Here is a 25,908-nt window from a genome sequence, read left to right as displayed (position 1 = left end):
ACCGGTCGTCGCCGCTCTGGAGGCCCCGTGCACGTTCGTGCAGGCGGGTTGCCCCTCCTGTCACCGGCGCGCACCATCGAGGAGTCGCCGCGGCGAATCCAGCCGCGTCGCTGAGGAGGAAGACGAACCACATGTCGAAGAAGACCGCGCTGCGACCGAACGTCGCGGCCATCACCGACCGGCCCACCGCCCAGGTCCTCGTCGTCGGTGGGGGCATCAACGGCATCGCGACCTTCCGCGACCTCGCGCTGCAGGGCGTCGACGTCGTGCTCGTCGAGCGGAACGACTACGCGTCGGGGGCCTCGGCCGCGTCGAGCCACATGATCCACGGCGGCATCCGCTACCTCGAGAACGGCGAGTTCCGGCTGGTCCGCGAGTCCGTGCAGGAGCGCAACGGCCTCATCAGGATCGCCCCGCACTACGTCAAGCCGCTGCAGACCACCATGCCGGTGTTCTCCACGTTCTCGGGCATCATGAACGCCCCGCTGCGGATGCTGACGCACAAGCAGCGGTCCACCAAGGAGCGTGGCGCTGCCCTCATCAAGATCGGCATGACGCTCTACGACTCGTTCTCGCGTGACGGCGGATCCGTGCCGAAGCACCGCTTCCTCACGAAGAAGGCCGCGCTCGAGGACATGCCCGCCCTGAACCACGACCTCAAGTACACGGGCACCTACTACGACGCGTCCGTGCACGAGCCCGAGCGCCTGGCGCTCGACGTCCTCAAGGACGGGCTCGCCGCGGGTACCGGGAACGGCAGCGCCGCGACCGCCCGCTCGGCGAACTACGTCGAGGCCGTCGGCACGCGCGACGGCGGCGTCCTGCTCCGCGACGTCGAGTCTGGGACCGAGTTCGTCGTCACCGCGCCGGTCGTCGTCAACGCCTCCGGGCCGTGGACCGACCTGACGAACGCGGCGTTCGGGGGCGAGACGGCGTACATGGGCGGCACGAAGGGCTCCCACATCGTCGTCGACAACCCGGAGCTGCTCGCGGCGACGAAGGGCCGCGAGATCTTCTTCGAGAACGACGACGGCCGCATCGTGCTCATCTACCCGCTCAAGGGCCGGGTGCTCATCGGCACGACCGACATCGACGCCGACCCCGCCGAGCCCGCCGTGTGCACCGAGGAGGAGGTCGACTACTTCTTCGACCTCGTCCGGCACGTGTTCCCGCAGATCGCCCTCGACCGCGAGCACATCGTCTACCGCTACTCGGGCATCCGGCCGCTCCCCCGGCACGAGGACACCGCCCCCGGGTTCGTCTCACGTGACTACCGCATCGTCGAGACGCCGATCGACGGCCTCGGGTCCGCCACGGTGCTCTCGCTCGTCGGCGGCAAGTGGACCACGTTCCGCGCCCTGTCCGCGCACCTGTCGACCGAGGTGACGAACCGCCTCGGTGTCAGCCGGAAGGTCGACACGACGGGTATGCCGATCGGCGGCGGCAAGGACTTCCCGACGACCGACAGCGACCGCGCCCTGTGGGTGCAGACGCACCGCGACGGGCTCGACCCCGCAGCCGTGGACCGGCTCCTCACCCGGTACGGCACCCGGGCGACCGAGGTCATCGACGTGCTCCTCGACCAGCCCGTCGTGCCGCTCGAGACCGACCCCGAGCTGACCACCGCCGAGGTGGCGTTCTTCGCCGAGCGGGAGCACGCCGTGCACCTGTCCGACGTCGTGCTCCGCCGGACGAACCTGGCGTTCGTCGGCGGCGTGACGATCGAGCTCCTCACCGAGCTCGCCGACGTCCTCGCGACGGCGCTGCAGTGGACCTCCGACGAGCGCGACGAGGAGATCGCCGCGACGCTCGAGGAACTCCGCGTCGCGCACGGCGTCGTCGTCCCGCTCGGATCGACCCCGGTCGCGGCGCGCTGACCCTCGCCCCGGCCGGCCCCCGACGCCCGTCTCCCGATCACCGGGAGGCGGGCGTCGCTCCGTCCGGCGGCTAGAACGCCTCGCCCGTGGGATCGGGCGCGCTGCGGTCCGTGACCTCGTCGCCACCGACGGGCTGCCCCTCCCAGCGGACCACGGTCCACCCGCTGGCGGGGTCGCCGTCGAGCTCGACGATGCCGGTGTTCTCGAGTGTGTGGCGCGCGAGCGCGTGGTCCGCGAGGTTCGTCGCGGTCCCACCCGCCCAGCTCCGGATGGCCGCGCCGTGGCTGAACGCGGCAGCCGTGTCGGCGCCGCCCGCGGCGATCGTCGCCACGGCGGCGTCGAAGCGCGCGAAGAACGCGTGCCCGTCCGGTCCGCCCGGCATGCGCCGGTCGCGGTCCCCCTCGAGCCACGCGAAGACCGTGCCCATGTACTCGAGGACGGAGGCGCGGTCGCGCTTGCCCTCGAGGTCGCCCGCGTCGATCTCGTGGAGTCCCGGGAGCTCGATCGGCTCGAGTCCTAGCGCGTCGGCGAGCGGTGCCGCCGTCTCGTGGGTCCGGACCATGTCCGAGACGAACACCGCGCCGACACCGCGGTCGCCGAGCGCCTGGGGCAACCGGGCCGCCTGTTCCCGGCCGAGCGGGGTGAGCCCCGGCCCCGGCACGAGCGTGTCGAGCACCCCGTCGACGTTCGCGGGGGTCTGGCCGTGGCGGATGAGCAGGAGACGCATGCGCCGAGCCTACGGACCCCGGTGAACGGGCGGGCCCCGGTACGGTAGCGTCCCGCCATGCCGATCGAACCCGACACGAAGAACTGGACCTGGGTGCTCGAGGACCGGTGCCCCGAGTGCGGGTTCGACGGTCGCACCGTGACGTTCGACGAGGTCCCGGGGCTCGTCCGTGCGAACGCCGCCGCGTGGCCGGCCGAGCTGGCGCGCGACGACGTCCGCGAGCGTCCGGACGACGCGACGTGGTCACCGCTGGAGTACGGCGCCCACGTCCGCGACGTGCACCGCGTCATGGCGGGTCGGCTCGAGCTCATGCTCGCCGAGGACGCGCCCCGGTTCCCGAACTGGGACCAGGACGCCACCGCTGTGGAGGACCGGTACGGCGAGCAGGACCCGGCCGTCGTCGCCGAGGAGCTCCTCGCCGCCGCCGATCGGACCGCCGCCGCCTTCGCCGCGGTGCGCGACGACCAGGTCGACCGGCCGGGCCTCCGCTCGGACGGCAGTGCGTTCACGGTGGAGTCCCTCGCCCGGTACTACCTGCACGACCCGGTCCACCACCTGGCGGACGTCCGCCGACCGCGCGCCTGATCCGCACCTCCACAGCGGACGTTCGGGCTGTGGACGTACCGTCAGCGGACCTGCAGTCGAAGGGGATGCGTCATGAAGAAGAAGTCGACCTGGCTCCCGGCCGTCGTCGCGCCGGTCGTCGTCGCCGGGGCGGTCGCCGCCCCGCTCGCCGCGAGCGCCGCGACCCCGTCCCCCGCCACCACCGGCAGCCATCCCACGGCGGCGCAGGTGCTCGCGAGCGTCGCACACAGCGACACCCTGTCGTACTCCGGGCGGATCAGCCAGACGAGCGACCTCGGTCTGCCGTCGCTGCCGTCGACGAGCGGCTCGTCCGGGGCGTCGAGCGCGCGGTCCGGCGCATCGGACGTGCTCGATCTGCTGACCGCGTCGCACGAGGCGCGCGTCTACGTCGACGGTCGCAGCAAGGCCCGCGTGCAGGTGCTCGACCAGCTCGCCGAGCGCGACGTCATCCGCAACGGGCGCGACGTCTGGACCTGGGACTCCAAGGCGGACAAGGCCGTGCACGTCACGCTCCCGTCGTCCGCCGCGGCAGCGAACGGCACCGACACGGGGTCCGCGTCGCCCGCCGACATCGCCGCGCGGGCGATCGCCGGGATCACGCCGAGCACCCACGTCGGCACGCCGACGACCACCTCGGTCGCCGGGCACGCCGCCTGGCAGGTGCGACTGACCCCGAAGTCCTCGTCGACGCTCGTGCACGACGTCGTCATCGCGATCGACAAGTCCACCGGCCTGCCGCTGAGCGCCCGGATCGACGCTCGCGGGCAGTCCACGGCAGCGGTGTCGGTGCGGTTCAGCGCGCTCTCGTACGGCGCACCCAAGGCGTCACTGTTCGACTTCACGCCGCCGAGCGATGCGAAGGTGACGACGAAGGACCTCTCCGACGCCGCGGAGCACAGCTCGACGGCCAAGCACCCCGGCCTCGTGGCCCCCGGTGACGTGCGGGCCTCCGGCGCACCGACCCCGAGCGTCCAGGGCGACGGCTGGTCGAGCATCGTGACCCTGCCCGCGGGGACGTTCCCGAAGCGCCAGCTCGACGCCGACGGCTCGCAGCTGTTCGGACAGCTCACCAAGGCGGTCGACGGCGGGCGCGCGGTGCAGACCTCGCTCGTGTCGATCCTCATCACGGACGACGGCCGCGTCCTCGCCGGCGCGGTGCCGGTGTCGGCGCTCGAGGCCGCAGCCGAGTGAGCACCGCGGACCTCGCGATCCGCACCCAGGGTCTGCGCAAGGTCTTCCGACGGCAGCACGCCGTCGACGGCATCGACCTGGCGGTGCCGCGCGGCTCGGTGTTCGGGTTCCTCGGCCCGAACGGCTCCGGCAAGACCACGACGATCCGCATGCTCCTCGGTCTGACCGCGGCGAGCGCCGGGACTATCGAGGTCCTCGGTGAACGCATGCCTCGCGCGCTCCCCAGCGTGCTGCCGCGGGTCGGCGCGCTCGTCGAGGGACCAGCGTCCTACCCGTTCCTGTCCGGGCGGGCGAACCTGCACCGGTTCGACGCCGCCGATCCCCGCTCCGACCCGACCTCGCGCACGCGCCGGGTGGACGCCGCCCTCGACCGCGTCGGGCTCACGCACGCGGCCGACAAGAAGGCCGGCGCCTACTCCCTCGGCATGAAGCAACGGCTCGGCCTCGCGAACGCGCTCCTCACGCAGCGTGACCTCCTCGTGCTCGACGAGCCCACGAACGGGCTCGATCCGCAAGGCACCCGTGAGGTCCGGAACCTCATCCGGTCACTCGCCGACGACGGCACCACCGTGTTCGTGTCGAGCCACCTGCTCGCCGAGATCGAGCAGGTGTGCACGCACGCCGGAGTGATGCGTGCTGGCAGCCTCGTCGCGCAGGGCTCGCTCGACGAGCTCCGGCGGGTCGGGACCGCGCGGGTCACGGTCCAGACGCCGGACCGGGGCGACGCCCACATCGTGCTCACGCGGCTCGGCCTCCACGTCGACGCAGCGAGCCGGTCCGACGGACTCGTGGCGGACCTCCCGGACGAGGTGCCGGCCGAGACCGTCACCGCCGCACTGGTCGAGGCCGGCGTCCGCGTGCGCGGCATCGCCGTCGGGGGCGGCACGCTCGAGGACCGCTTCGTCGCGCTGACCGGGGAGGGTTTCGATGTCGCAGGGTGAGGCAGCGGGCACGAGCCACCGCGCCGCTGACGGGGGCGCGGTCGCGGTGGACGGCACCGCCGTCACGCCGACCGGGAGGCCCGACACCGGTCGCCGGGGCACGCGCGCCACCGCGCTCCTCGGCTCCGAGGTGCGCGTGCTGTTCCGCCGCTGGCGCACCTGGGCGATGCTCGGAGCGCTCGCACTCGTACCGATCCTCATCGCGGTCGCCGTCCGGGTCGCGACGCATCGGACGTCGGGCGGCCCGGCGTTCCTTTCCGACATCACGAACAACGGGCTGTTCGTCGCGTTCACGGCGCTGACGGTGTCGATCCCGCTGTTCCTGCCGCTGACGATCGGGGTCGCGTCCGGGGACACGATCGCGGGCGAGGCCAACCTCGGCACCCTGCGCTACCTGCTCGTCGCGCCGATCGGCCGGCTCCGGCTCGTACTCGTGAAGTTCGTCGGCGCCGGCGCGTTCGCCCTCGCCGCGACCCTGACGATCGTCGTGGTCGGTGTCGCGATCGGGGCGGCGCTGTTCCCGATCGGTCCGGTGACGCTGCTCTCCGGCACCCAGGTCGGCGGCGTGCAGTACGCCGCGCGGGCGCTGTTGCTCGTCGCCTACGTGACGCTGTCGATGCTCGGACTCACCGCGATCGGGCTGTTCGCGTCGACGCTCACCGCGGTGCCCGTCGGGGCGATGGCCGCCACGGTCGTCCTCGCCGGCGCCTCGCAGATCGCCGACGCGCTCCCCCAGCTCGACTGGCTCCACCCGTTCCTGTTCTCGCACCTGTGGCTCGGGTTCGGGGACCTGTTACGCGACCCGCTGTCGTTCGAGTCGTTCGGGCACAATGCGCTCCTGCAGGCGGCGTACGTCGTGGTCTTCGGCGGCCTCGCCACACTGCGGTTCGTGCGGAAGGACGTCCTGAGCTGACGTGGACCCGGGCATGCGTCCACGCTGACGCACGGGTACGCCTCCGCGGAGGCGCTCGCGCTCGTGCTCGTGCTCGTCAGCGTTCCGCCATCGTGCGCGCCTTCTCGGAGCGGTACCACTCCTGCCGCATCCCGGTCTCGACGGGCTGCATGCCGACGACGACCTTGCCGCGGGAATGGCCCGCTGCGAGGTCCTCGTAGGCGTCGACCAGGTACTCGAAGGGGTAGAACCCCGACACGAGCACCCGGAGCTGGTGCGCCTCGATGCGCCGACCGAGGTCCTGCATGATCGTCGCGGGGTCGGTGTCATCGCCGCCGGCCTGCACGAAGTACAGCTCGACGTCACGGCGCCGCTCGAGCGACACGAACCGCGCCGGGTCGACCCCGAGCGCCGTCGACAGGGCCGCACCGTCGCCCCGGTTGTCGACGAACGCGGTGACCGGGTGCCCTGCGGCAGCCTGACGGATCCGCTCGACCATGCCATCCCCGTACGTCACCGGGAGCACGCCGATCTGCCGGAGGTAGTCGTGGTTCCGCTCACCGCAGGTGCCGATGACCCGGGCGCCCGCGGCGAGCGCCAGCTGCGCCTCGATGTGCCCCACCCCACCGGCGGCGGCGGCGATCACCACGACGTCGTCCGCGGTGATCGCGAGGTCGTCGATGATCCGCCAGGCCGTCGTCCCGGCCAGGTACAGACCGCCGGCCACCTCGAACGGGATGTTCTCCGGCTTGCGCACGATCGCCGCCGCCGGGACGCACACCCAGCTCGCCTGGGCGCCACCACCGACGGCGTGGCCCATCACGGCCTGCCCGGCGTGCACCCCGCGCACCGACCGCCCCTTCGCCCGGACGATGCCCGCGAAGCACGATCCCTGCCGCGAGGGGAACACTGTCGGAAGCCGGTCCGCCAGGGCCCCTTCGCGGGTCGCGATCTCGATGTGGCTGAGGCCGGCCGCCACGACCTCGACGACGACCTCACCGTCCGCCGGGGTCGGTCGTTCCTGGTCGACGAAGTGGAGCTCGTCGGTCCCGCCGTACCGGTCGAACTCGACCGCTGATCCCACACGCATGGCACGCTCCTGCTGTCGGCACCGTCGCCGTCGCCGTCGCAACCGTGATGCGGTACCGCCGAGCATGCGCTCCCCTGGCTGGGTCCGCGGCCGGTTCGCTGCGGCGGCTGCGGCTGCGGCTGCGGCTGCGACTCGCCGCGCCCGCCGGGGCCGTTCAGCGGCGCGGGCCGGACTCCGCCGCGATGCGTGCGACCCGCGCCTCGTCGAACGTGAAGAGCTCGCGCCCCTCGTCCGGCACGGGGACGTGCACGGGCGTCGAGAGCACGGTGCCCTCGGCGGGGACGTCGACCACGAGCGCTCCGGCGCCGGCGAGGATGCGCTCCCGCTCGTAGACGCCCGCGATGTCGGTGTCGTTCGCGACCCCGGGCGCCACGAGCACGGGGACCCCCGTGATCGTGCCGACCATGTGGTGGTGGTAGTGCCCCGCGAGGACGACGCGCACGTCGCTCCCCCGCAGCGCATCCGCCAGCTCGTCCGGGTTCTGCAGTCGTAACGCCTCGTGCAGGGCGGTCGGCGCCGGCAACGGCGAGTGGTGCAGCACGAGGACGGTCCCGTACGGAGCGGGATCGGCGAGCAGCTCGCGGAGCCGTTCGAGCTGCTCGGGCCGCAGCAGGCCGTAGCCGGCGCCGGGGACCGAGGTGTCGAGCGTGATGATCCGGCGCCCGGCCACCATCGAGACGCCGTCGACCGGGACGCTCGGCGCAACGTGCTGCAGCGTGTGCGCGACCGGTGCCCCACCTTCGGCGAACACATGGCCGTTCCCGAGGACCTCACGGAACCCGGCGCGCCCGTCGTGGTTCCCGGGCACGGCGACGACCGCCGAACCGTGCCCACGCGCCCATGCCCCGACGCGGTCGAGCAGGGCCTGGTACGAGGCGGGCGTGCCGTCGTCCGAGCAGTCCCCGGAGACGACGACCAGGCCGACACCGGGGACGTCGGCGACCCGGGTGAGGACCGCGTCGAGTGTGGCCGCGGTGTCCACCACGCCGTTGTGCAGCGAGCCGTCACCGGTCAGGTGGGTGTCGGACAGGTGGAGGACGCGGAGGGCGCCGGGCGCGACGGGCAGCATGCGGTCACGATAGCGACCGCCGACGACAGCAGCGATGATGGTGGACGCGGCTCCTCGCCCTCGACTCGTGCTGCGCGGACACGCTGCGTCCGTCCTCGACGTGGCCGCGCCCAGCGGCAGAACCTACCCTGGGCGGATGCTCTCGCGACGCGACGCCGCCATCCGGCTCGACATCCCCCTCGAGATGGCGGCCCATCACGGGATCCCCCCACGCCTCAGCGAAGCCGACCTCGCGGCGATCGAGCAGGATCCGCCTGCCTGGCTCGTGCAGTCCCGGGCCAACCGCACGGGCAAGAAGGTCTGGGTCCACCTCGAGTGCGTCGTCTGCGGCTTCACCGAGGATGCGCGGCCCAAGAAGTGGTGGCCCGACTGGGACTTCCTGATGTGTGACTACCACGCGGGGTACCAGGCGCCGGAACCGGCCGCGGGGCGCGTGCGGCGCGAGGTGGATGGCGTGGGCACGAGATTCGTCGCCCTCGTCGACGAGGAGCCGTAGCCGCTCGTCAGCCCAGCATCTGGACGACAGCGGCGGCGAACAGCACGAATGCGACGCCGGCTGCGCTCGAGCGGAGGACGTCGATGCGTTCCCACCGCATCACGACGCGCTTCCAGTCTGCTGGCGGGTCGGTCGGATCCCAGTCGTTGACGCCGATGTTGATCGGGACCGTGCCGAGGAACGAAGCGAGCACGAACACCACCAATGCCACCATCGCGGCAATCCGCCACCCGAGACCGTCGTCTGCCCCGGCGATCACGAGGACGGCGACCGAGGCCAGCAGGGCCGGGACCATCAGGATCGGCACGACGACCTTGAGCGACTTCACCAACGCGATGCGGGTGCGGAGATGCGCATCATCGGGCAGCGTCCTGATCGCGGGCTGGATGCCCCATCGGACGATGAACTCCTCACCCGCGAGCAGACCCACGAGCACCAGTTGGACCACGAGCACCACGTTCACGGTGTGCCGCCGACCTCGCGGACCAGCGCCCGCGCTGCCCGCTGCGCTGCGGCGATGACGTCCGCGTCCGTCACCTCGGCGTGCACCGCGGCCTGCACGGCTGCGTTGATGCTGAGGACCGCCATCCGCACCAACAGGCCGTCCTGCTCGCGACCGCTGGGGACGAGCGCGGTGAGTTCGTCCACGATCGCGTTCAGCGGCGCACCGATGCTCCGCCCGCTCGAGTCGGCGAGACCGCGGATCACGAGCGGGTTCGCGGTCATGAACCGGATCGCGGCGAGCTTGTCGCTGGTGAACGTGTCCACCCAGCGCACCACGGTCTCCTCGAGCAGCGTCGGAGTCCGTGGCTGCTCGCGGAGCCATGCGAGGAGCTCCTGGGCCTCGGTGCCGCGCTCGTCGAAGAGCGACTGCAGGATCGCTTCCTTGCTCGCGAAGTGGTGGTACAGCGACGCCTTGTTGATCCCGAGCTCGTCGGCGATCTCCCGCAACGAGGTCGATTCGTACCCCTGCCGGGTGAACAGCTGCAGCGCAGCACGTTGGGCGCGTCGACGCGTGTCGCTCCCGCGCCGGCTGACGGCCGCCGCGCGTCGGACCGGTTGTGTCATGCGTACAGTCTACCTACCGTTCGGTAGGCGGAGCAGTGTCCGAGCGGGTCGCGCTAGCTGAACTTCGGCGTCGTCACTGAGCACGCAACACGCCCACCTGGAGTCGTGGACGTCTCGGTCGCGATCACGCGCTTCCCGTCGAGCAGGATCCGGCAGGTCGCCGTGGCACCCTTCCCGGGCGTCGCGGTGACCGACGCTCGTTGCTCGGTCAGGACCACGACGTCGTGCGTCCACCGCGACCCGTCACCGTCCGTGGTGCCCGTCGTGACGGATCCGAGCCGCTGGACCTCCGGAGCGTCACCACGCTCCCTGGCACCCTCGGCCTTGACCTCGGTGAGTTCCGCGCCGGTCGGCCGGTCGACGTGGACCTCGTAGGTGACCGCCCACGCGTCACCGATCTGCTGGTCGACGTAACTGCACCCGGTGCCGAGCAGTGCGACCGACGCGGCGATGGCGGTCGCGGTCATGAGACGGAAACGGGACGTGCTGGATCCAGACATACGACCAGCCTCCACGTGCGGCCACCGCCGCGTCGACCGCCAGCAGGAGCACCTCCGTCCGACGACCGGCGGATGCCGGCTCCACCGCTCGGTGGAGGACCCTCGATGTCGACGAGCGGTGCTCGGGCTCCGGCGGCGATCACATGTCGTCGATGAGGCGGAGCGTGTCGTCGTCGGGCACGGTCCGGTGTTGGAAGTAGTGGTGGAAGATCCGTGCCGCCTCGTCGGCGTCGACGTGCTGCGGCCAGGCCAGTCCGTGATGTACATGGTTCCTCCTCCCGGAGAGCGAGTCCCCGTTGATGCAGTGAGCTGGTGCGATCAGGCGGAGCACGTGCGGGAGCCGATCGACGGCTGCACGTCCGTGAGGACTCGCCACGCCGTCGGCTACTCGACGTGGGGCCATCCCTTCCGGACGTGGTCGAAGATCTCGTGCAGCGCCTGGCCCGGGCGCGGGTGAGCGCCGGCGATCTGCGGCGACTCGAGGACGAATCGGGCCAGGGCGTCCACGGCGGCCGGAGAGCCGTACCCACCGACCTCTGTGAGCGTCCTGGCGAGCACGTCCTGGCATCGGACCCAGCGCTGACGTGCGTACTCGGTCAATGCGGGCGTGGTGCGGATCAGGTCGAACACGGCACTGGTCTCAGTGTCCCGCTTCCCGTCGAACGGGCCGTGCGCGGCGATGAACTCCTCGACCGCGGTGAGGGCATCCTGCTCGACCGGTCGACCCTCGATGGCCTGTGCGAGGCTCGCCGCGCGGTCCCCACTGCCTCCGAACACGAGGGCTTGCTTCCCGTCGGGAAAGTGGGCGAACAGCGTGGTGAGCGCGGTGTCTGCTTCCTCCGCCACCTCAGCCACGGTCACGGCGTCGTAGCCGCGAGCGAGGAACAGCCGCACGGCGGCGTCCGTGAGGCGTTGGCGAGTCACGGCCTTCTTCCGCTCCCGCCGCCCCTGTTCATCTCCCATGCCGCCATCCTACCGATCTGTAGCGACTATGAACTCCTAGTGACTAGTGCTACCGTCCCGACCATGAACGTGCAAGAGCGGCCCGCGGTCGCCATCGTGGGAGCAGGACTCAGCGGCCTGGTCTGTGCCCGGATCCTGCAACGAGCCGGCCTGCCCGTCACCATCCACGAGGCCGACACCGCTGCGGACGCACGCCGACAAGGCGGCTCGCTCGACATCCACACCGCGACCGGGCAAGAGGCACTGCGTCAGGCCGGCGTGTTCGATCAGTTCCGCGCGCTCGTTCGCCATGGAGGTGAAGCGACACGGGTGATGGACCGCCACGCGCGGCTGCTGGTGGACGAGAGCGAAGTCGACGGCGGGAACGGTCGCCCGGAAGTCGAGCGGCAGGCACTCCGGCAACTGCTCGTGGACGCACTCGAGCCAGGAACGATCAGGTGGGGCGCGAAGGTCACCGGGGTCCGAACGGACGGTCCGGTGCGGGAACTGCAGTTCGTCGACGGGAGCACGGTCACAGCAGACCTCGTCGTCGGCGCCGATGGCGCGTGGTCGAGGGTGCGGAGCACGGCGCTGACATCGACCGTGCCGGAGTACACGGGCATCACGATGGTGGAGCTCCGGCTCTCGGACGCGGTCCGTGCGCACCCTGAGGCGCTCCGCACGACCGGGCACGGGACGTTCTTCGCCCTCTCGGACAACAAGTCGATCGGCGGCCATGGCGGAGAGGAGATCGCACTGGGGCTCGGTCTCCGCGTGCCGGAGGACTGGGCCGCGACCAGCGGCATCGACTGGACCGACCCGATGGCGGCGCGTGCGGCGCTGCTGCGGGAGTACCGGGACTGGGCCGGACCGCTGACGGACATGATCCGTGACAGCGACGACACCATCTGGCCGCGTCCGATCTACGCACTCCCGATCGGCCTCACCTGGCGCCGAGTACCAGGAGTGACGGCCGTAGGCGACGCCGCGCACCTGATGTCCCCGTTCGCCGGCGAGGGCGCGAACCTCGCCCTCATCGACGGCGCAGACCTCGCCCGCACCGTCATCGAGAGCCCACACCTCGACCGTGCACTCGGACGCTACGAGCGGAAGATGTTCCGCCGAGCGAAGGCATCAGCATCAGCATCAGCACGCGGTCTCGCCATGATCTTCAACGACGACGCCCCGCGGCAGATGGTCTCGTTCTTCGAACGCGCGGCGCTCCTCGCACGCCTCACCCGGCCCCTCACACGGCTGCTGCCAGGACGACCATGACCCCCTGGGGTCGAGCATCGAGCCGCCGACGCCGCGACGCCGCACCAGTGGATCGAGCCGCGTCGGCGACGCGCCTCCGTTCGGGTCAGCGGGCCGTCCAGCCCCCGTCGATCGGCAGCGCGGTTCCGGTGATGAGCGAGGCCCCCTCGCCTGCGAGGAAGGTGACGGCGGCGGCGACCTCGTGCGGCTGTCCGATGCGGTGCAGTGCGGCGATGCGGTCCACCGTGTCGTCCCGGAACGCGTCGTCGGACAGGGCTGGAGCGGTGCCGTCCGTCTCGATGAAGGTCGGCGCAACGGCGTTCACACGGATCCCGTACTGGCCCCACTCGACTGCCAGGCACTTGGTGAGGTGGATCACGGCGGCTTTGCTGGTGCAGTAGGAGGACTCGCCAGGCAGCGCGACGAGGCCGGCTTGCGAAGCGATGTTCACGATCGAGCCTCGGCCCACAGTCCGCATGTGGCGAGCGACGTACTGCGAGATGAAGAACGTCGACTTCGTGGTGAGCGACCAGACGGCATCGAAGTGTTCCTCGGTGACGTCGAACGCATCCTCGACGATGCTCCCGCCGGCGTTGTTCACCAGGATGTCGATGGTCCCGAATTCCGCAGCGACGCGATCGACCGCCTCCCGGCATGCAGCGAGGTCGGTCACGTCCATCGCGACGACGGCCACGCTCCTGCCCAGCGCGCGGATCTCGTCCGCGAGCGCCGCGGCACCTTCCGGGTCGCGCACCCCGAGGGCGACGTCGGCACCGTGTTGCGCGAGGTCGAGCGCGATCGATCGCCCGATCCCGCGAGCGGCTGCGGTCACGAGCGCGACGGATCCGCTCAGGGGTTCGGCTTTCATGGACTGTCCTCCGCATCGGTGAACGGTGTCGGCGACCGGAGCCGGACGTGAGCCGCCTGCTGACCACCGTTGGGCCTCCAGTCTGCCGGTCGCACGCGGAGCGGTCGTCGATGCTCAGGGGTCTGCGATCCTCGGCGATCGCAGGGCGTTCACCAGCTGAAGAAGCGGACCACCGCGCGGAGCGTCTTCGCGGCCGTCGACGACGCAGCGCGCGCCGACGCGGTCCACGGTCGGAGCATGCCGGTCATGCATGGCGTTCGAGCCAGCCGTCTTTGACTGCACGGGCGGGCAGTCGCAAGGGTTGCGTCATGCAGACATCTCGAGTGCGCGCGCTCGCACGTTCCGTCGTCGCAGCGATCGCCGTCCTGGCCATGGCCGGATGCTCCGGCGTGGACGACGCACACCGGGCGGTGGGACCGACGTCATCGGTCACGTCCGAGCCAGACGAGGCACGAAGCGCGGCGGCGACGACAGCACCGGCGTTCGACCGTCTGCAGCAGACGTACGGCGCGACGCTGGGCGTCTTCGCGCTGGACACCGGAACCCGGCAGACCGTGGCCCACAACGCCAACCGGCGGTTCGCCTACGCGTCCACCTACAAATCGCTCGCCGCCGGCGTCCTGCTGGCCGACCCGTCGACCGATCTGGACGCGCACGTCGACCTCGCGCAGGACGAGATCCTGGCCGGTTCGCCGGTCACCTCGCAGCACGTCGAGTCGGGGATGCGCCTCGGCGACGTCGTCGCGGCGGCGTTGGAGCAGAGCGACAACACGGCCGGCAACATCGTGTTGCAGCGAGTCGGGGGCCCCGCGGGGTTCGAGACCGCGTTGCGGAGAATCGGGGACACCACCACGCGGTCGGATCGGACGGAGCCCGACCTGAACGCGGCGGTGCCCGGCGACGACCGCGACACCTCGACACCTCGAGCGCTGGCGCTGGATCTCGATCGGCTGGTGCTCGGCAGCGTGCTGCACGCATCGGAGCGCGCCCGACTGATCGGGTGGATGCGCGCGAACACCACGGGGGACGACCTCGTCCGCGCCGCCGTTCCGGCGGGATGGACGGTCGCCGACAAGACCGGCACCGGGTACTACGGCGTCCGCAACGACATCGCCGTGGTGTGGCCGCCCTCGGGTGCGCCGATCGTCCTCGCGATCCAGACCACCAAGAGCACCCAGGCAGCCGAACCCAGTGACGCGCTCGTCGCTGCCGCGGCGAAGGAAGCGATCGGGGCCCTGCGATGACCCGCCGACACGCCGCAGCGGCCGGGGCGTCACCCCGTCTGGACGAACCTGCCGTGCCGTTCGGTGTCCGTTCTCGGGTCGTGCGAGCCACGGCCGCTCGTGGAACGACCGCACGGACGCTGCCACCATGACCAGCTCAGACGCCCGGTCCGGAAGCGGTTCCGATGAGGGTGCCCTGCCCCATCCGGGGCTCGCGACCGAGGAGGCCCAGGCGCTGTCACCACGCGGCCCGGCCGCACCCCGGGTCGGATGCGGAGCGCCACGACCAGTCGGAGTACCGTCATCGGGTGCCCATCGACCTGCGCTCCGACACCGTCACCCGCCCGACCGCCGCGATGCGCGCCGCGATGCTCGACGCCGAGGTCGGCGACGACGTGTACGGCGAGGACCCGGAGGTGAACGCGCTCGAGGCCGAGGTCGCCGATCTCCTCGGGTTCGAAGCGGGCCTCTACGCGCCGTCGGGCTCGATGGCGAACCAGTTGGGACTGCGGATGCTCGTCGCGCCCGGTCAGGAGCTCGTCTGCGACGTCCAGGCCCACGTGGCCCGAGCCGAACTCGGCGCCGCCGCGGTGTTCTCGGGGATCACGACCCGGACGTGGGCGACGCCGTACGGCCGCCTCGACCACCGGGCGGTCGAGCAGATCGCGGAGCCGGACGCCGGGTCGTACATGGTGTCCACCGCTGCGATCGCGATCGAGAACACCCACAACTTCGGCGGTGGCACCGTGCAGCCCCAGAGCGAGGTCCGCGCCGTGCAGGAGTACGCGCGGACGAACGGGCTCGCGGTGCACCTCGACGGCGCTCGGCTGTGGAACGCGCACGTCGCTTCGGGCACGCCGTTGCGCGAGCTGGCCGCCGGGTTCGACACGGTCTCGGTCTGCCTGTCGAAGGGCCTCGGCGCCCCGGTCGGGTCGGTGCTCGTCGCCTCACAGGAGCGCATCGACGCCGCCCGCATCTGGCGCAAGCGTTACGGCGGCGGCATGCGGCAGGTCGGGATGCTCGCCGCGGCCGGCCGGTACGCCATCCGGAACCACGTCGACCGCCTCGCCGAGGACCACGTGAACGCCCGACTCCTCGCCGCGGCCGTCGGGGTCGACCCCGCGACGGTCGAGTCGAACATCGTGTTCGCGGACGTGTCCGACGCGGCGCGGTTCGCGCACGAGGCCGAGGCCCAGGGCGTGCGCGTGATGCAGTCCGGCCGGACGCGCATCCGCATGGTGACGCACCTCGACGCCACGGGCGACGACATCACCCGCGCGGTCGACGTCCTCCGCGGCATCCAGCGGTAGGGACACCGAGCGGTAGGGACACCGAGCGGTAGGGACACCGAGCGGTAGGGGCACCGAGCGGTAGGGGTCCGCACCGGCCACGCAGGCCGGCGCCGCCGGGCGCCGGGAACCCGCCGGCGAGTAGGCAGGTGGCATGGCAGATGACGAACGGCCCACGTCGGAACCGAGCCGGGAGGGACGGGTCGCGCTCGTCACGGGCGTCACCGGTGGCATCGGGCGGGCGGTGACCCGGGGCCTCCTCGACGCGGGGTACGCGGTGGTGGGCACGGTACGCGACCGCAGCCGCGCTTCCACGGCCGAACTCGACCCGGGGCGCACGGGCCGACTCGTGCTCGTCGAGGCGGACATGACGGACACCGAGCGGCTGCACGCGGTGGCGGAGGCCGCCGCGGACCCGTTCGGACCGGTCGACGTCCTGCTGCCGATCGCCGGCGTCGGCGACGTCCGCGCGCTCGACGAGATCAGCCCGGAGGACTGGGAGCGCACCCTCCGCGTCAACCTGACGGCGCCGTTCGTCCTCGCGCAGGCACTCCTGCCCGGCATGGTCGAGCGCGGCTGGGGACGGATCGTCTTCACCTCGAGCGTCGCCGCGTTCACGGGCGGGTTCGTCGGCCCGCACTACGCCGCGTCGAAGGCCGGGCTGCACGGGCTCGTGCACGCGCTGTCCGCGAGGGCCGCCGCGCACGGGGTCACGGTGAACGCGATCGCCCCGGCACTCATCGCGGACACGGCGATGATCGACGGCATGCCCTCGTCGGTCCCGACGCCGCCGGTGGGACGGCTCGGGCGTCCGGACGAGGTCGCCCAGCTCACGCTCGCCGCGCTCGGGAACGCCTACCTCACGGGGCAGGTGCTCCTGCTCGAGGGCGGCTCGCGTCCGTCCTGACGTGCGCGGTCCTGCTGTCCGCGTCCAGCGCGACGGCACACGACGCCGAACGCACGGGAGGCGCGGTGCGGGACGGACCAGCACCGCGCCTCCCGGACGGCGGACGACCTGATCAGACCATGACGGCGCGCTCGTCCGGCACGCAGTGCGTCATGAGCAACCCCTCGACGTCGCGCGGGCCGTTGTACCCGAGGTTCGCCAGGCGGGCGAGCTCGTCGTCGGACAGGGTCTGGGACTGCAGCGGCGGCAGGTCGGCGACCTCCTCGAGGGTGATGCCGAGGCCCTCGCCCACGCGCTGCCCGAGCTCGTCCTCGACCATGTAGAAGTGCCAGAGCATGCGCTCCTGCACCGGGCGGGCCGCCTGCGAGATGAGCGTGACGAAGTTCTGGACGAGGTCGTCGCGCTCCCAGTCCTCCATGAGCCGGAAGCGCTGCCCGGCCTGCGTGTAGTCGTTCGTGCGTGGGATCCGCTTGCGCGTCAGCCGCCCGACGATCTCCGGCCCCTGCTCGTCGTGCGTCGGGTACTCGGCCTCGCGGAGGCTGCCGTCCGTGATCGAGGGCTCGTAGTTGACGTGCGGGTTGGGTCCGCCGCCCTGGTGGTAGGCCATCTGCCCGTCGCGCTGGTTCGTGTGCACGCGCGCGTTCTTCGGCTGGTTGACCGGGAGCTGCAGGTAGTTCGGCCCGACGCGGTAGCGCTGCGTGTCCGAGTACGAGAACGTGCGGCCGACGAGCATCTTGTCGTCCGAGAAGTCGAGGCCCTCGACGAGCACACCGGTGCCGAACGAGATCTGCTCGTTCTCGGCGAAGAAGTCCGACACGTTCCGGTTGAGCACCATCGTGCCGACCTTCCTCGGCGGGAACTCGTTCTCGGGCCAGAGCTTCGTGTCGTCGAGCGGGTCGAAGTCGAGCTCGGGGTGGTCGTGGTCGTCCATCATCTGGACGCGGAGTTCCCACTCCGGGTACTCGCCGCGCTCGATCGCCTCGTGGAGGTCCTTCGACGCGTGGCCGAGGTCGCCCGCCTGGACCGCGGCGGCGTCGGCCTCGGTCATGCTGCTGACGCCGACCGACGGGATCCAGTGGTACTTGACGAGCTTCGTCTCGCCCTCGGCGTTGACCCACTTGTAGGCGTTCACGCCGAAGCCCTGCTGCGTCCGGTAGTTCGCCGGGATGCCGCGCGGGCTGAACAGGTTGACGAGCATGTGCATCGACTCGGGTGTCTGCGACATGAAGTCGAAGATGCGGGCCGGCTCCTGGCGGAACGTCTGGGGGTCCGGCTTGAGGGAGTGGATCACGTCCGGGAACTTGATGGCGTCGCGGATGAAGAAGACGCCGAGGTTGTTGCCGACGAGGTCCCAGTTGCCGTCCTCGGTGTAGAACTTGACGGCGAAGCCGCGCGGGTCGCGGGCGGCCTCGGAGGAGTCCCGGCCACCGATGACGGTCGAGAAGCGGATGGCGACGTCGGTGCGCTTGCCGGCCTCCTGGAACAGCTTGGCGCGCGTGTACTGCGCGATCGGCTCGTCGCCCCACTGCCCGGTCGCCTCGAAGTACCCGAAGGCGACGAAGCCGCGGGCGTGGACGACACGCTCCGGGATGCGCTCGCGGTCGAAGTGGCTGATCTTCTCGAGGAACTGGTAGTTCTCGAGCGTCGCGGGCCCCCGGGCGCCGACGGTGCGCTGGTTCTGGTTGTCGTAGACCGGGTGGCCCTGACGGTTGGTGAGGACCTCGCGGTCGTCACCCTCGGCGGGAGGCTGGGAGGAGACGTCGGTCACGGGTTGTTCCTTTCCTGGACGGCTGCCTTCCCAGTGTCCTCCATCGGCCCCGGGGCGCCTGCACGGCCGGCACCCGGGCGTGCCGCAGCCGGCCGCCCGTCCCCCTGTCCGCGAGATCGCAGTCCCTGCCGCTCTGGCTCCGGTGAGAACGGCAACGACCGCGATCTCGCGCTTCAGGCGCCCTCGGGCGGATGGACGAGCAGGTCGACGCGGTCGGCGAGGTACTGCGCGAGCGGCAGGGCATCGCCGTCCGCGACGGTGGGGCTCCAGCGGACGACGACCTCGCCGTCGCGCACGGACAGGGGACCTGCGGCGCCGCGCAGGTGTTCGTCGAGCGGGATCGGCACGGTGCCGTGGTTGACGGTGTCGCCCGCGCGGAACCCGCCCTTGACCGCCGCCGCACGGTACGCCCGACGGATCTCCGCCGACGTCGACTGGTACTGCGGTCGGCCCGGCTCCGTCACGCGGGTGATCAGGCCCGTCGCGCGGACGGTGCCGACCCGGTCGACGAGCAGCACCCCGAGCCGCCACGCCCGCCCGAGATCCCGCATGGTCGGCTCCCGCCGGATGCCGAGCACGCGGCGCGGTTCGACGTACTCCCCGACGGCCTCGTCACGCGCACCGGCGGCCTCGAGCCGCTGCACGGCCTCGGCGATCGCGGTGCGGGCGCGGGCAATCGCGTCCGCGTCGTCCGTCGTCGCATCCACGCCGACGAGCGTAGGCCGGGTGGCGGGAGCGGGACGCGCCTCCCGGAATGCGACCACGCTGGATGCGGTTGCATGGACCGGTGCGGTCCCGACCCGTGGACCCGGAGTGGAGCAACATGGCGTTCCTGCGGTGGCTGTTCGACGCGCAGCTCGTCATCGGCGACCAGACCGTGCTGTGGCGCGAGATCGTCGGCAACGTGTTCGGCCTGCTCAGCGCGCTCGGCGGCATGCGCCGTCGGGTGTGGGCCTGGCCCGTCGGCATCGTCGGCAACGCGCTGCTGTTCACGGTGTTCATGGGCGCGGTGTTCGACACCCCGAACCCCGTCAACCTGCTCGGTCAGGCCGGGCGACAGATCATGTTCATCGTGGTGTCCGTGTACGGGTGGTGGCGGTGGACGCGGCGTCCCGAGCCCGGCGACGCCGTCGTCGAGCCGCGGTGGGCCTCGTGGCGGACGCGCGCCCTGCTCGCCGTCGGCATGGTCGGCGGGACGCTCGTGCTCACCCCGATCTTCCGGGCGCTCGGGTCGTACGAGCCCGTCTGGAGCGACGCGTGGATCTTCGTCGGGTCGCTCCTGGCCACCTACGGCATGGCGAAGGGCTGGGTCGAGTTCTGGCTGATCTGGGTGGCGGTCGACGTCGTCGGGGTGCCGCTGCTGTTCTCGGCCGGCTACTACGCCTCAGGTCTCATGTACGTGTTCTACGGGGTGTTCACGCTCACCGGGTTCTTCGTGTGGCGGCGCACCCGGACGAAGCCGCCGGCAGCTCCGGTGACGGTCGGCTGACCGCGCCGCCCCTCGGCGAGATCGCAGTCGTCGCCGCTCTGACGGATCCCAGAACGGCAACGACTGCGATCCCGCGGAAGGGGCAGAGGCCGGTCGGTAGCGTGGGCACGTGGACCAGAGCAGCTTCGACGACCGTTACACCATCCGCCGGTTCTCGCCCGGCCTGACCCCGGAGGGCACGGCCGACGCGCAGACCACCGCGTTCTTCGCGAGCGTCGACGCGGGGTTCCATCAGCCCGAGGTGGCCCCCGATCGTCTCGGGCGGATGGTCCGGCACGTGATCGACGATCGCACTGAGCTGCTCGGCGTGCACCGGCGCGACCCCATGCCCGACTCGCTCGAGGTCGACGCTCCCGTCGGCACGTTCGGCAGTCTCCCGAAGCGCCTGAGCTGGGGCGACGGCACCGAGATCGACACCTTCGCGATCGCGTCGGTGACGGTCCGACCGACCGAACGCCGACGCGGCATCCTCCGGCGCATGATGACCGACTCCCTGCACCGTGCCGCGGACGAGGGGTACCCGCTCGCGAGCCTGACGGCGAGCGAAGGCACGATCTACCGCCGGTTCGGCTTCGGCGCCGCGATCCGCGAGCGCACGATCGACGTCGACCGATCCGCGGCGCTCCCGCTGCTCGTGCCGGCCAGGGGCGAGATCGCCCCGGTCGACACCGCCGTCCTGGCCCAGGGGCTCGCCCGACAGGTGTACGAGCGGTTCCACGCGCGGACGCCGGGCTCGATGACCCGGAACGAGGGCACCTGGAACGCCCTCCTCGGTCGCCAGGGCGACGGTGAGCCGAACCGGGCGGTGCGCGCGGTCGTGCACCGGCCCTCCCGGTCCGAACCCGTCGACGGCTACGTGACGTACAAGGCGGAGCAGACGGAGCGGCACGCGGTGCGGCTCGAGATCGTCGACCTCGTCGCCGCGACGGACGAGGCGTACATCGCACTCTGGCACCACCTGCTCGCCGTCGACCTCGTGCGCGTGGTCCGGTACGGGACGGCCCGCGTCGACGACCCGGTCCTCCACGTGCTCGCCGACGACCGTGCGCTGTCCACCGTGTTCGAGGAGGACCACGTCTGGTTCCGCGTGCTCGACCCGGTGGCGACGTTCGCGTCCCGCCCGTTCGCGGTGGACGGCACGGTGACGATCGGCGTCCACGACGCACTCGGGTTCGCGGACGGGACGCTGCGGTTGTCGGTGGTCCAGGGCCGTGCGACGGTCGAGCGGACCGCGGGCGGACAGGACGAGGCCGACGTCGAACTCGACGTCGCGGAACTCGGCGCACTCGTGCTCGGCGCGGTGGACGTCGGCACGCTCGTCGCCGCCGGCCTCGTCCGTGCGGAAGCCGGGTCGGCCGCGCGGCTCCGCGCCATGCTCGTCCCCATCCGGACCCCCCACCAGATCGCCTACTTCTGACCCCGGCGACGGACGCGAACGCTCCGCGCAACCCCTTGTCTCCCAACCTGGACACACGTACAGTGCGCTGTTGGGACGGTGAATGCGGAACTCGAACAGTTCCGGGTCGGCGTCTCACCGACAACCACAGACGTTCCTCGCGGCCGATCGGGTCGCGAAGGCCGACCATCCCCGTTCCGGTCGGCGCCTCCCGTGTCCCTGGACCACCAGCAGGACACGGCGGCGAACGGCGGGTGTCCTCCCGTGACCCGAAGCGGGAGGACACCCGATCCTCGTCGTCGGACGGGAGGAGCGGTGCGGGTCCGCACCGCTCCTCCCGTCGCCGGTCCTACGCCTCCTCGAGCTGGCGCTCGATGTCCTCGAGGCTCCGACCCTTGGTCTCCGGCAGGATCTTCCACATCGTGATCGTGCCCGCGATCGCGAAGACCGCGAACGCCCAGAACAGGGTCGTGGCGCTGAGGCCCGAGATCACGCTGAGGACCACGAGCGAGATGATCAGGTCGAGGCCCCAGTGGGTGACCGTGCCGAAGGACTGCGCCTTGCCACGGACCCGGTTGGGCAGGACCTCGCTGTTGACGAGCCAGATCGCGATGCCGAGGCTCGCGGCGAACACGCCCTCGTAGATCATGAGGCCGATGACGAGGAGCACGCCGACCGTCGACGACTGCGGGAACAGGTAGAGCGCACCGATCGCGGCGAGCGCGATGGCGACGATCAGGGTCCCGCCGATGAGGAGCCAGCGGCGGCCGAGGAAGTCGACGAGCAGCAGTCCGATCAGGGTGAACAGCAGGAATGCCCCGCCGATGCCGACCGAGCTGAGGATCGCGGACGAGTCCCCGAACCCGGCGGACTTCAGCATGGTGGGCGCGTAGTAGAGGATCGCGTTGACGCCGGACAGCTGGTTCGTGGCCGCGACGACGACGCCGATCACGATGCCGCGACGGACACCGCGGGTCCGGAACAGCGACCGGTAGCTGACCGCGTGCTCGGACTTGATCGCGCCGGTGATGTCACCGAGCTCCGCCGCGGCCTCGGCCACGGTGGACCGGATGCGCTCGAGGACGGCGCGGGCGTCGTCGACCCGGCCCTTCGCGGCGAGCCAGCGCGGGCTCTCGGGCAGCGGCAGGAGGCCGACCAGCATGACGACGGCCGGCACGGCGGCGAGGCCGATCATCCAACGCCAACCCTCGATCGGGGCGAACGCGTAGCCGACCAGGTAGGACACGAAGATGCCGAGCGCCACGAACAGCTGGTTGAACGACACGAGGCGGCCACGGATGCGGGCCGGGGCGATCTCGGCGATGTACATCGGCACGACGAGCGAGGACGACCCGACGCTCAGGCCGAGCAGGAACCGCGACACGTAGATGAGCGGGAGCCAGCCGATGAGCGAGCTGCCGAGCGCGCCGACGATGTAGATCGCGGCGAGCAGGATCAGGGTGCGGCGTCGACCGAGGCGGTCGACCACCGGACCACCGCCCATGACGCCGATCACGGCGCCGGCGAGCAGGATCGCCACGAAGAACTGTTGTCCGAACTCACCGAGGTGGTACTCGGGCGCCACGTACAGCAGCGCGGCCGACACGATGCCCGTGTCGTAGCCGAACAGGAACCCTCCGAGCCCTGCGATCACCGAGGCCCACACCACGATCCCCCTGCGGTGGTGCCCGGTCGTCCTGCGGGCGTCCCGCGCGGTCATCTCCGTGGATGTCATCACAACTCCGTCGTCATCCCATCCGCCGAGTCCGGTTGGCTCGGCGGCCCGGTCGAGTGTACGTCGAGGTGAGCGCTCACAGTGAGCGCTCACTCCTCGTTTCGAACGCTGACGGCGAACGTGACCGGCGATGGGCCGTTCGACGCAGCGTTCTGTCCAGAGCACGCCGGCACGGCTGCGTGGTCGTTCAGCCGAGCCGCCACAACCGTCCGTCATGGGGCGGCGCGCCGGGTCAGGACGTGCGCGGCCACCGGGACATCACGGCGTCGATCCCCGCCGCTCGCGCCGGGGGTGACGGTCGACCCCCGTTCTGGGGCAGAACCACCCCCCGAACGGAGGCTCCCCCGACACCGGGCGCAGGAGCGATCCTCGTTGTCGGCCGGGGGCCGGACCGCTGATCAGGAGCGGCCCGGCCACCACTCCGGCCGACTCCCCACGCCCTCCCCCCACCACGGAGCACCAGTGTCGAACCCCTGTGCGCCGCGTCTCCGGCGCGCCCTCGTGTCCAACGTCCGCACGGTCGTCGCCCTCCTCGCGGTCGTCGTGGCCGTCCTCGCGGCGGCACTCGCCCGCCCGGGCGTCGCGTCGGCGGCGACCACCTACACGGGCTACGTCCGCTACGCCTCGGCGCCCGCCGAGGTGATCGGCAAGACCGCCGCGGGCTACCGCCTGCTCACGCCGGCCGAGGCCGCCGCCGTGCCGCCGGACGCCGTCACGTACCTGGCGAACACACAGTTCCTCCGGGTCGGGACCACCGGCCCGATCTACAAGGTGTCGAGCGACGTCGTCAGCACCGTCACCACGGCGCAGTGGACGGCCCAGGGCACGCCGACGCCACGCGTCGTCGACCGGGTCCCGGCGATGGAGTACTCGAGCTACGCGTCGAACCCCTCCGAGATCATCGTGCGCACCCCGGTCGGGGTCTGGCGGCACGCCACGGCCGCCGAGACCGCGAGCATCCCGGCATCGTCCGTGACGTACCGAGCCGACACGTACTACCTGAGCAGCGTCGGGTCATCGCAGGTGGTCAAGCGGGTCGCCGGGGTGAGCACACCGATCACGACCGCACAGTGGCGGGCCGAGGGCTCCCCCACGCCGATGGTGCCCCAGGTGCCGAGCGTCGGCACGGACCCCTTCACCACCGCCGCGCCCTACGTCGACCCCGGCTACCCCTCCGTCGCCGCCGCTGCGGCGCTCCGGGCCAGCGGCGACATCACCGACGCCGCGGTGCTCGACCGGATCAGCGCGCACGGCGGCACGCGGTGGCTCGGGAGCGGCAACACGATCGCGACCGTCGCCGCCACCACGTCCGCGTACGTCGGAGCCGCCGTCGCCGCGGGCCGCACCGGGACGCTAGTGGTCTACGGGATCCCCGGCCGCGACTGCGGGAGCTACTCGGCCGGGGGCTTCTCGGCGACGGACTACCCGAGGTGGATCGCCCAGATCGCCGCGGGCATCGCGCACCGACGGGTCGCCGTCGTGCTCGAACCCGATGCGCTGCTGCAACTCGGCCGATGCCCCGACGTGCAAGGTGACCGCACGGGCCTCCTGCGCGCTGCGGCGACCACCCTGACCGCCGCGGGCGCCACCGTGTACCTCGACGCCGGGACGAGCAACTCCGGCGTCGACACCGCGACGATGGTGTCCCGCCTCCTCGCCGCCGGCGTGCAGGGCGTGCGCGGGTTCGCCGTGAACGTGTCGAACTACAAGTCGACGAGCGACGTCCAGGCCTACGCCGACGAGGTCTCCCGACTGCTCGGCGGCGCGCACTACGTCATCGACACGTCGCGCAACGGCAACGGCTCCGACGGCGAGTGGTGCAACGCCCGGGGACGCGCGATCGGCCAGGCACCGGCGGCGAGCAGCCACGGCAACGAGGACGCCGCGTTGTGGATCAAGACCGTCGGGGCCTCCGACGGCACGTGCAACGGTGGACCGGCCGCGGGGACCTGGTGGAACACCATCGCGCTCGAGCTCGCGCGGAACGCCGGGTACTGACGTATCGATTCCGCATCGGAGCCTCCGAGTCGCATCGTGGTCCGTTCCAGGCCGGCGCTAGGGTCGGCCTGGTGAAGACGACGACGATGGTGCTCACGTCCGCGACCGCCCTGGCCGCGGTGATCGCCCTGACCGGCTGCGCCGGCTCGGGCAGCGGCTCCGACCGACCGACGGTCACGGCCACGCGGACCGCCACGGCGACCACGACCACGACCGCGACCGCCAGCCCGTCGGTCACCGCCGGCGGGAGCGGCACCGGTGGGAGCGGCACCGGAGACTCGGACGGCTCGACCTCGGCCGCCGGCGGCCGCTGCACCACGGATCAGCTCAGCGGAGGTACCGCGGAAGGCACCGGCGGTGCGGCCGGCAGCGTCGGCATCGTCCTGACGCTGACGAACACCGGCACCACGCCGTGCACCCTGCAAGGCTGGCCTGGCGTGTCCTTCGTCGGCGGCGGGGACGGCGAGCAGATCGGCGCGCCGGCCGAGCTCGACCGGACCTCCGAGCACGACACCGTCACCCTCGGGCCGGGAGCGCAGGGACAGGTCGCGCTCAAGATCACCCAGGCCGCCGCATAGGACGCCGCCGAGTGCTCGCCGCAGC

Annotated in this window: 26 protein-coding genes; 14 read left to right on the top strand and 12 right to left on the bottom strand. The window is 71.7% G+C overall.

Annotated elements, in window-relative coordinates:
• Positions 1-131: 131 nt before the first annotated feature.
• The gene (locus tag DEI93_RS03710) at positions 132-1,877 is read left to right on the top strand and encodes a glycerol-3-phosphate dehydrogenase/oxidase (RefSeq protein WP_111119814.1); all 1,746 of its coding nucleotides are present in this window, start codon (positions 132-134) and stop codon (positions 1,875-1,877) included.
• A gap of 70 nt (positions 1,878-1,947) precedes the next feature.
• Here the strand turns inward: DEI93_RS03710 and DEI93_RS03705 are convergent, their stop codons facing one another.
• Positions 1,948-2,604 carry a histidine phosphatase family protein gene (locus tag DEI93_RS03705; protein ID WP_111119815.1) on the bottom strand — a complete coding sequence of 219 codons (657 nt, stop codon included), beginning with the start codon at positions 2,602-2,604 and terminating at the stop codon, positions 1,948-1,950.
• Positions 2,605-2,661: 57 nt separating this feature from the next.
• On the opposite strand from DEI93_RS03705, the gene DEI93_RS03700 reads away from it, so the two are divergent.
• The 4 genes from DEI93_RS03700 (at position 2,662) to DEI93_RS03685 (ending at position 6,234) form a co-directional block, all read left to right on the top strand.
• Positions 2,662-3,189 (top strand): DinB family protein, encoded by a 528-nt coding sequence (locus DEI93_RS03700; protein WP_111009998.1) that lies wholly within the window; start codon positions 2,662-2,664, stop codon positions 3,187-3,189.
• A gap of 72 nt (positions 3,190-3,261) precedes the next feature.
• On the top strand, positions 3,262-4,380 hold the full coding sequence (locus DEI93_RS03695) for a LolA family protein (protein WP_111119816.1): 1,119 nt from the start codon (positions 3,262-3,264) through the stop codon (positions 4,378-4,380).
• Positions 4,377-5,321 (top strand): ABC transporter ATP-binding protein, encoded by a 945-nt coding sequence (locus DEI93_RS03690; RefSeq protein ID WP_111026456.1) that lies wholly within the window; start codon positions 4,377-4,379, stop codon positions 5,319-5,321. Before DEI93_RS03695 ends, DEI93_RS03690 begins: the two co-directional genes overlap by 4 nt.
• On the top strand, positions 5,308-6,234 hold the full coding sequence (locus tag DEI93_RS03685; protein WP_111119817.1) for an ABC transporter permease: 927 nt from the start codon (positions 5,308-5,310) through the stop codon (positions 6,232-6,234). The genes DEI93_RS03690 and DEI93_RS03685 overlap by 14 nt, the downstream gene beginning before the upstream one ends.
• 76 nt (positions 6,235-6,310) lie before the next feature.
• Here the strand turns inward: DEI93_RS03685 and DEI93_RS03680 are convergent, their stop codons facing one another.
• Together DEI93_RS03680 and DEI93_RS03675 are read right to left on the bottom strand one after the other, a co-directional pair.
• Positions 6,311-7,303 carry an NADP-dependent oxidoreductase gene (locus DEI93_RS03680; RefSeq protein WP_111119818.1) on the bottom strand — a complete coding sequence of 331 codons (993 nt, stop codon included), beginning with the start codon at positions 7,301-7,303 and terminating at the stop codon, positions 6,311-6,313.
• A 154-nt stretch (positions 7,304-7,457) separates the two neighbouring features.
• Positions 7,458-8,372, bottom strand: a complete 915-nt coding sequence (locus DEI93_RS03675; protein ID WP_111119819.1) for a metallophosphoesterase — start codon at positions 8,370-8,372, stop codon at positions 7,458-7,460.
• A gap of 136 nt (positions 8,373-8,508) precedes the next feature.
• Here DEI93_RS03675 and DEI93_RS03670 point away from each other — a divergent pair, with 136 nt between their 5' ends.
• A complete protein-coding gene (locus DEI93_RS03670; protein ID WP_111026459.1) occupies positions 8,509-8,868 on the top strand; it encodes a hypothetical protein in 360 nt (119 codons plus the stop codon).
• A gap of 7 nt (positions 8,869-8,875) precedes the next feature.
• Here the strand turns inward: DEI93_RS03670 and DEI93_RS03665 are convergent, their stop codons facing one another.
• From DEI93_RS03665 to DEI93_RS03645, 5 genes are all read right to left on the bottom strand, one after another.
• A complete protein-coding gene (locus DEI93_RS03665) occupies positions 8,876-9,316 on the bottom strand; it encodes an anthrone oxygenase family protein (RefSeq protein WP_181436048.1) in 441 nt (146 codons plus the stop codon).
• Between the two features lie 11 nt (positions 9,317-9,327).
• Positions 9,328-9,936 carry a TetR/AcrR family transcriptional regulator gene (locus DEI93_RS03660; RefSeq protein ID WP_111026460.1) on the bottom strand — a complete coding sequence of 203 codons (609 nt, stop codon included), beginning with the start codon at positions 9,934-9,936 and terminating at the stop codon, positions 9,328-9,330.
• 53 nt (positions 9,937-9,989) lie between these two features.
• A complete protein-coding gene (locus DEI93_RS03655) occupies positions 9,990-10,403 on the bottom strand; it encodes a hypothetical protein (protein WP_111026461.1) in 414 nt (137 codons plus the stop codon).
• A gap of 172 nt (positions 10,404-10,575) precedes the next feature.
• Positions 10,576-10,767 (bottom strand): hypothetical protein, encoded by a 192-nt coding sequence (locus DEI93_RS03650; protein WP_111026462.1) that lies wholly within the window; start codon positions 10,765-10,767, stop codon positions 10,576-10,578.
• A 53-nt stretch (positions 10,768-10,820) separates the two neighbouring features.
• Entirely contained in the window at positions 10,821-11,399 is a 579-nt protein-coding gene (locus DEI93_RS03645; RefSeq protein WP_111010017.1) for a TetR/AcrR family transcriptional regulator, read from the bottom strand.
• A 63-nt stretch (positions 11,400-11,462) separates the two neighbouring features.
• Between DEI93_RS03645 and DEI93_RS03640 the strand changes: the two genes are divergently transcribed.
• A complete protein-coding gene (locus DEI93_RS03640) occupies positions 11,463-12,653 on the top strand; it encodes an FAD-dependent oxidoreductase (RefSeq protein WP_111119820.1) in 1,191 nt (396 codons plus the stop codon).
• Positions 12,654-12,738: 85 nt separating this feature from the next.
• Here DEI93_RS03640 and DEI93_RS03635 read toward each other — a convergent pair whose 3' ends face one another.
• Positions 12,739-13,500 (bottom strand): SDR family NAD(P)-dependent oxidoreductase, encoded by a 762-nt coding sequence (locus tag DEI93_RS03635; RefSeq protein WP_111010021.1) that lies wholly within the window; start codon positions 13,498-13,500, stop codon positions 12,739-12,741.
• Between the two features lie 308 nt (positions 13,501-13,808).
• Between DEI93_RS03635 and bla the strand changes: the two genes are divergently transcribed.
• The 3 genes from bla to DEI93_RS03620 all read left to right on the top strand — a co-directional run bounded on the left by bla (position 13,809) and on the right by DEI93_RS03620 (position 16,919).
• Positions 13,809-14,744 carry a class A beta-lactamase gene (gene bla, locus DEI93_RS03630; RefSeq protein ID WP_111119821.1) on the top strand — a complete coding sequence of 312 codons (936 nt, stop codon included), beginning with the start codon at positions 13,809-13,811 and terminating at the stop codon, positions 14,742-14,744.
• Between the two features lie 287 nt (positions 14,745-15,031).
• The gene (locus tag DEI93_RS03625; RefSeq protein WP_111119822.1) at positions 15,032-16,033 is read left to right on the top strand and encodes a threonine aldolase family protein; all 1,002 of its coding nucleotides are present in this window, start codon (positions 15,032-15,034) and stop codon (positions 16,031-16,033) included.
• Positions 16,034-16,166: 133 nt separating this feature from the next.
• Complete coding sequence (locus tag DEI93_RS03620) at positions 16,167-16,919, top strand: SDR family NAD(P)-dependent oxidoreductase (RefSeq protein ID WP_111026464.1); 753 nt, start codon at positions 16,167-16,169, stop codon at positions 16,917-16,919.
• 112 nt (positions 16,920-17,031) lie between these two features.
• Here the strand turns inward: DEI93_RS03620 and DEI93_RS03615 are convergent, their stop codons facing one another.
• Both DEI93_RS03615 and DEI93_RS03610 read right to left on the bottom strand, forming a co-directional pair.
• A complete protein-coding gene (locus DEI93_RS03615; protein WP_111119823.1) occupies positions 17,032-18,687 on the bottom strand; it encodes a catalase in 1,656 nt (551 codons plus the stop codon).
• A gap of 173 nt (positions 18,688-18,860) precedes the next feature.
• Positions 18,861-19,394: a hypothetical protein gene (locus DEI93_RS03610; protein WP_111026466.1), complete on the bottom strand. Its 534-nt coding sequence runs from the start codon at positions 19,392-19,394 to the stop codon at positions 18,861-18,863.
• 116 nt (positions 19,395-19,510) lie between these two features.
• On the opposite strand from DEI93_RS03610, the gene pnuC reads away from it, so the two are divergent.
• Together pnuC and DEI93_RS03600 are read left to right on the top strand one after the other, a co-directional pair.
• The gene (pnuC, locus tag DEI93_RS03605; protein ID WP_111010218.1) at positions 19,511-20,176 is read left to right on the top strand and encodes a nicotinamide riboside transporter PnuC; all 666 of its coding nucleotides are present in this window, start codon (positions 19,511-19,513) and stop codon (positions 20,174-20,176) included.
• A 109-nt stretch (positions 20,177-20,285) separates the two neighbouring features.
• Positions 20,286-21,593 carry a GNAT family N-acetyltransferase gene (locus DEI93_RS03600; RefSeq protein ID WP_111119824.1) on the top strand — a complete coding sequence of 436 codons (1,308 nt, stop codon included), beginning with the start codon at positions 20,286-20,288 and terminating at the stop codon, positions 21,591-21,593.
• Positions 21,594-21,921: 328 nt separating this feature from the next.
• Here DEI93_RS03600 and DEI93_RS03595 read toward each other — a convergent pair whose 3' ends face one another.
• A complete protein-coding gene (locus tag DEI93_RS03595; protein ID WP_220035646.1) occupies positions 21,922-23,307 on the bottom strand; it encodes a sugar porter family MFS transporter in 1,386 nt (461 codons plus the stop codon).
• A 501-nt stretch (positions 23,308-23,808) separates the two neighbouring features.
• Between DEI93_RS03595 and DEI93_RS03590 the strand changes: the two genes are divergently transcribed.
• Both DEI93_RS03590 and DEI93_RS03585 read left to right on the top strand, forming a co-directional pair.
• Positions 23,809-25,305 carry a glycoside hydrolase family 6 protein gene (locus DEI93_RS03590; protein WP_146244409.1) on the top strand — a complete coding sequence of 499 codons (1,497 nt, stop codon included), beginning with the start codon at positions 23,809-23,811 and terminating at the stop codon, positions 25,303-25,305.
• 71 nt (positions 25,306-25,376) lie between these two features.
• Complete coding sequence (locus tag DEI93_RS03585; RefSeq protein ID WP_258372244.1) at positions 25,377-25,883, top strand: DUF4232 domain-containing protein; 507 nt, start codon at positions 25,377-25,379, stop codon at positions 25,881-25,883.
• Positions 25,884-25,908: the final 25 nt, after the last annotated feature.

This window comes from Curtobacterium sp. MCBD17_035, assembly GCF_003234815.2.
In the GTDB taxonomy this organism is placed as follows: domain Bacteria; phylum Actinomycetota; class Actinomycetes; order Actinomycetales; family Microbacteriaceae; genus Curtobacterium.
The sequence above is the reverse complement of the archived record's forward strand: the minus strand, read 5'-3'. Positions and strand labels throughout refer to the sequence as shown.

Bases quoted from the DNA above. Each gene is read 5' to 3' on its own strand.
- DEI93_RS03700 (WP_111009998.1), top strand. From the start codon at position 2,662: ATGCCGATCGAACCCGACACGAAGAACTGGACCTGGGTGCTCGAGGAC.
- DEI93_RS03660 (WP_111026460.1), bottom strand. From the start codon at position 9,936: ATGACACAACCGGTCCGACGCGCGGCGGCCGTCAGCCGGCGCGGGAGC.
- DEI93_RS03685 (WP_111119817.1), top strand. From the start codon at position 5,308: ATGTCGCAGGGTGAGGCAGCGGGCACGAGCCACCGCGCCGCTGACGGG.
- DEI93_RS03620 (WP_111026464.1), top strand. From the start codon at position 16,167: ATGGCAGATGACGAACGGCCCACGTCGGAACCGAGCCGGGAGGGACGG.
- pnuC (WP_111010218.1), top strand. From the start codon at position 19,511: ATGGCGTTCCTGCGGTGGCTGTTCGACGCGCAGCTCGTCATCGGCGAC.
- DEI93_RS03635 (WP_111010021.1), bottom strand. From the start codon at position 13,500: ATGAAAGCCGAACCCCTGAGCGGATCCGTCGCGCTCGTGACCGCAGCC.
- DEI93_RS03680 (WP_111119818.1), bottom strand. From the start codon at position 7,303: ATGCGTGTGGGATCAGCGGTCGAGTTCGACCGGTACGGCGGGACCGAC.
- DEI93_RS03675 (WP_111119819.1), bottom strand. From the start codon at position 8,372: ATGCTGCCCGTCGCGCCCGGCGCCCTCCGCGTCCTCCACCTGTCCGAC.
- DEI93_RS03645 (WP_111010017.1), bottom strand. From the start codon at position 11,399: ATGGGAGATGAACAGGGGCGGCGGGAGCGGAAGAAGGCCGTGACTCGC.
- DEI93_RS03640 (WP_111119820.1), top strand. From the start codon at position 11,463: ATGAACGTGCAAGAGCGGCCCGCGGTCGCCATCGTGGGAGCAGGACTC.
- DEI93_RS03710 (WP_111119814.1), top strand. From the start codon at position 132: ATGTCGAAGAAGACCGCGCTGCGACCGAACGTCGCGGCCATCACCGAC.
- DEI93_RS03595 (WP_220035646.1), bottom strand. From the start codon at position 23,307: ATGACATCCACGGAGATGACCGCGCGGGACGCCCGCAGGACGACCGGG.
- DEI93_RS03670 (WP_111026459.1), top strand. From the start codon at position 8,509: ATGCTCTCGCGACGCGACGCCGCCATCCGGCTCGACATCCCCCTCGAG.
- DEI93_RS03705 (WP_111119815.1), bottom strand. From the start codon at position 2,604: ATGCGTCTCCTGCTCATCCGCCACGGCCAGACCCCCGCGAACGTCGAC.
- DEI93_RS03695 (WP_111119816.1), top strand. From the start codon at position 3,262: ATGAAGAAGAAGTCGACCTGGCTCCCGGCCGTCGTCGCGCCGGTCGTC.
- bla (WP_111119821.1), top strand. From the start codon at position 13,809: ATGCAGACATCTCGAGTGCGCGCGCTCGCACGTTCCGTCGTCGCAGCG.
- DEI93_RS03655 (WP_111026461.1), bottom strand. From the start codon at position 10,403: ATGACCGCGACCGCCATCGCCGCGTCGGTCGCACTGCTCGGCACCGGG.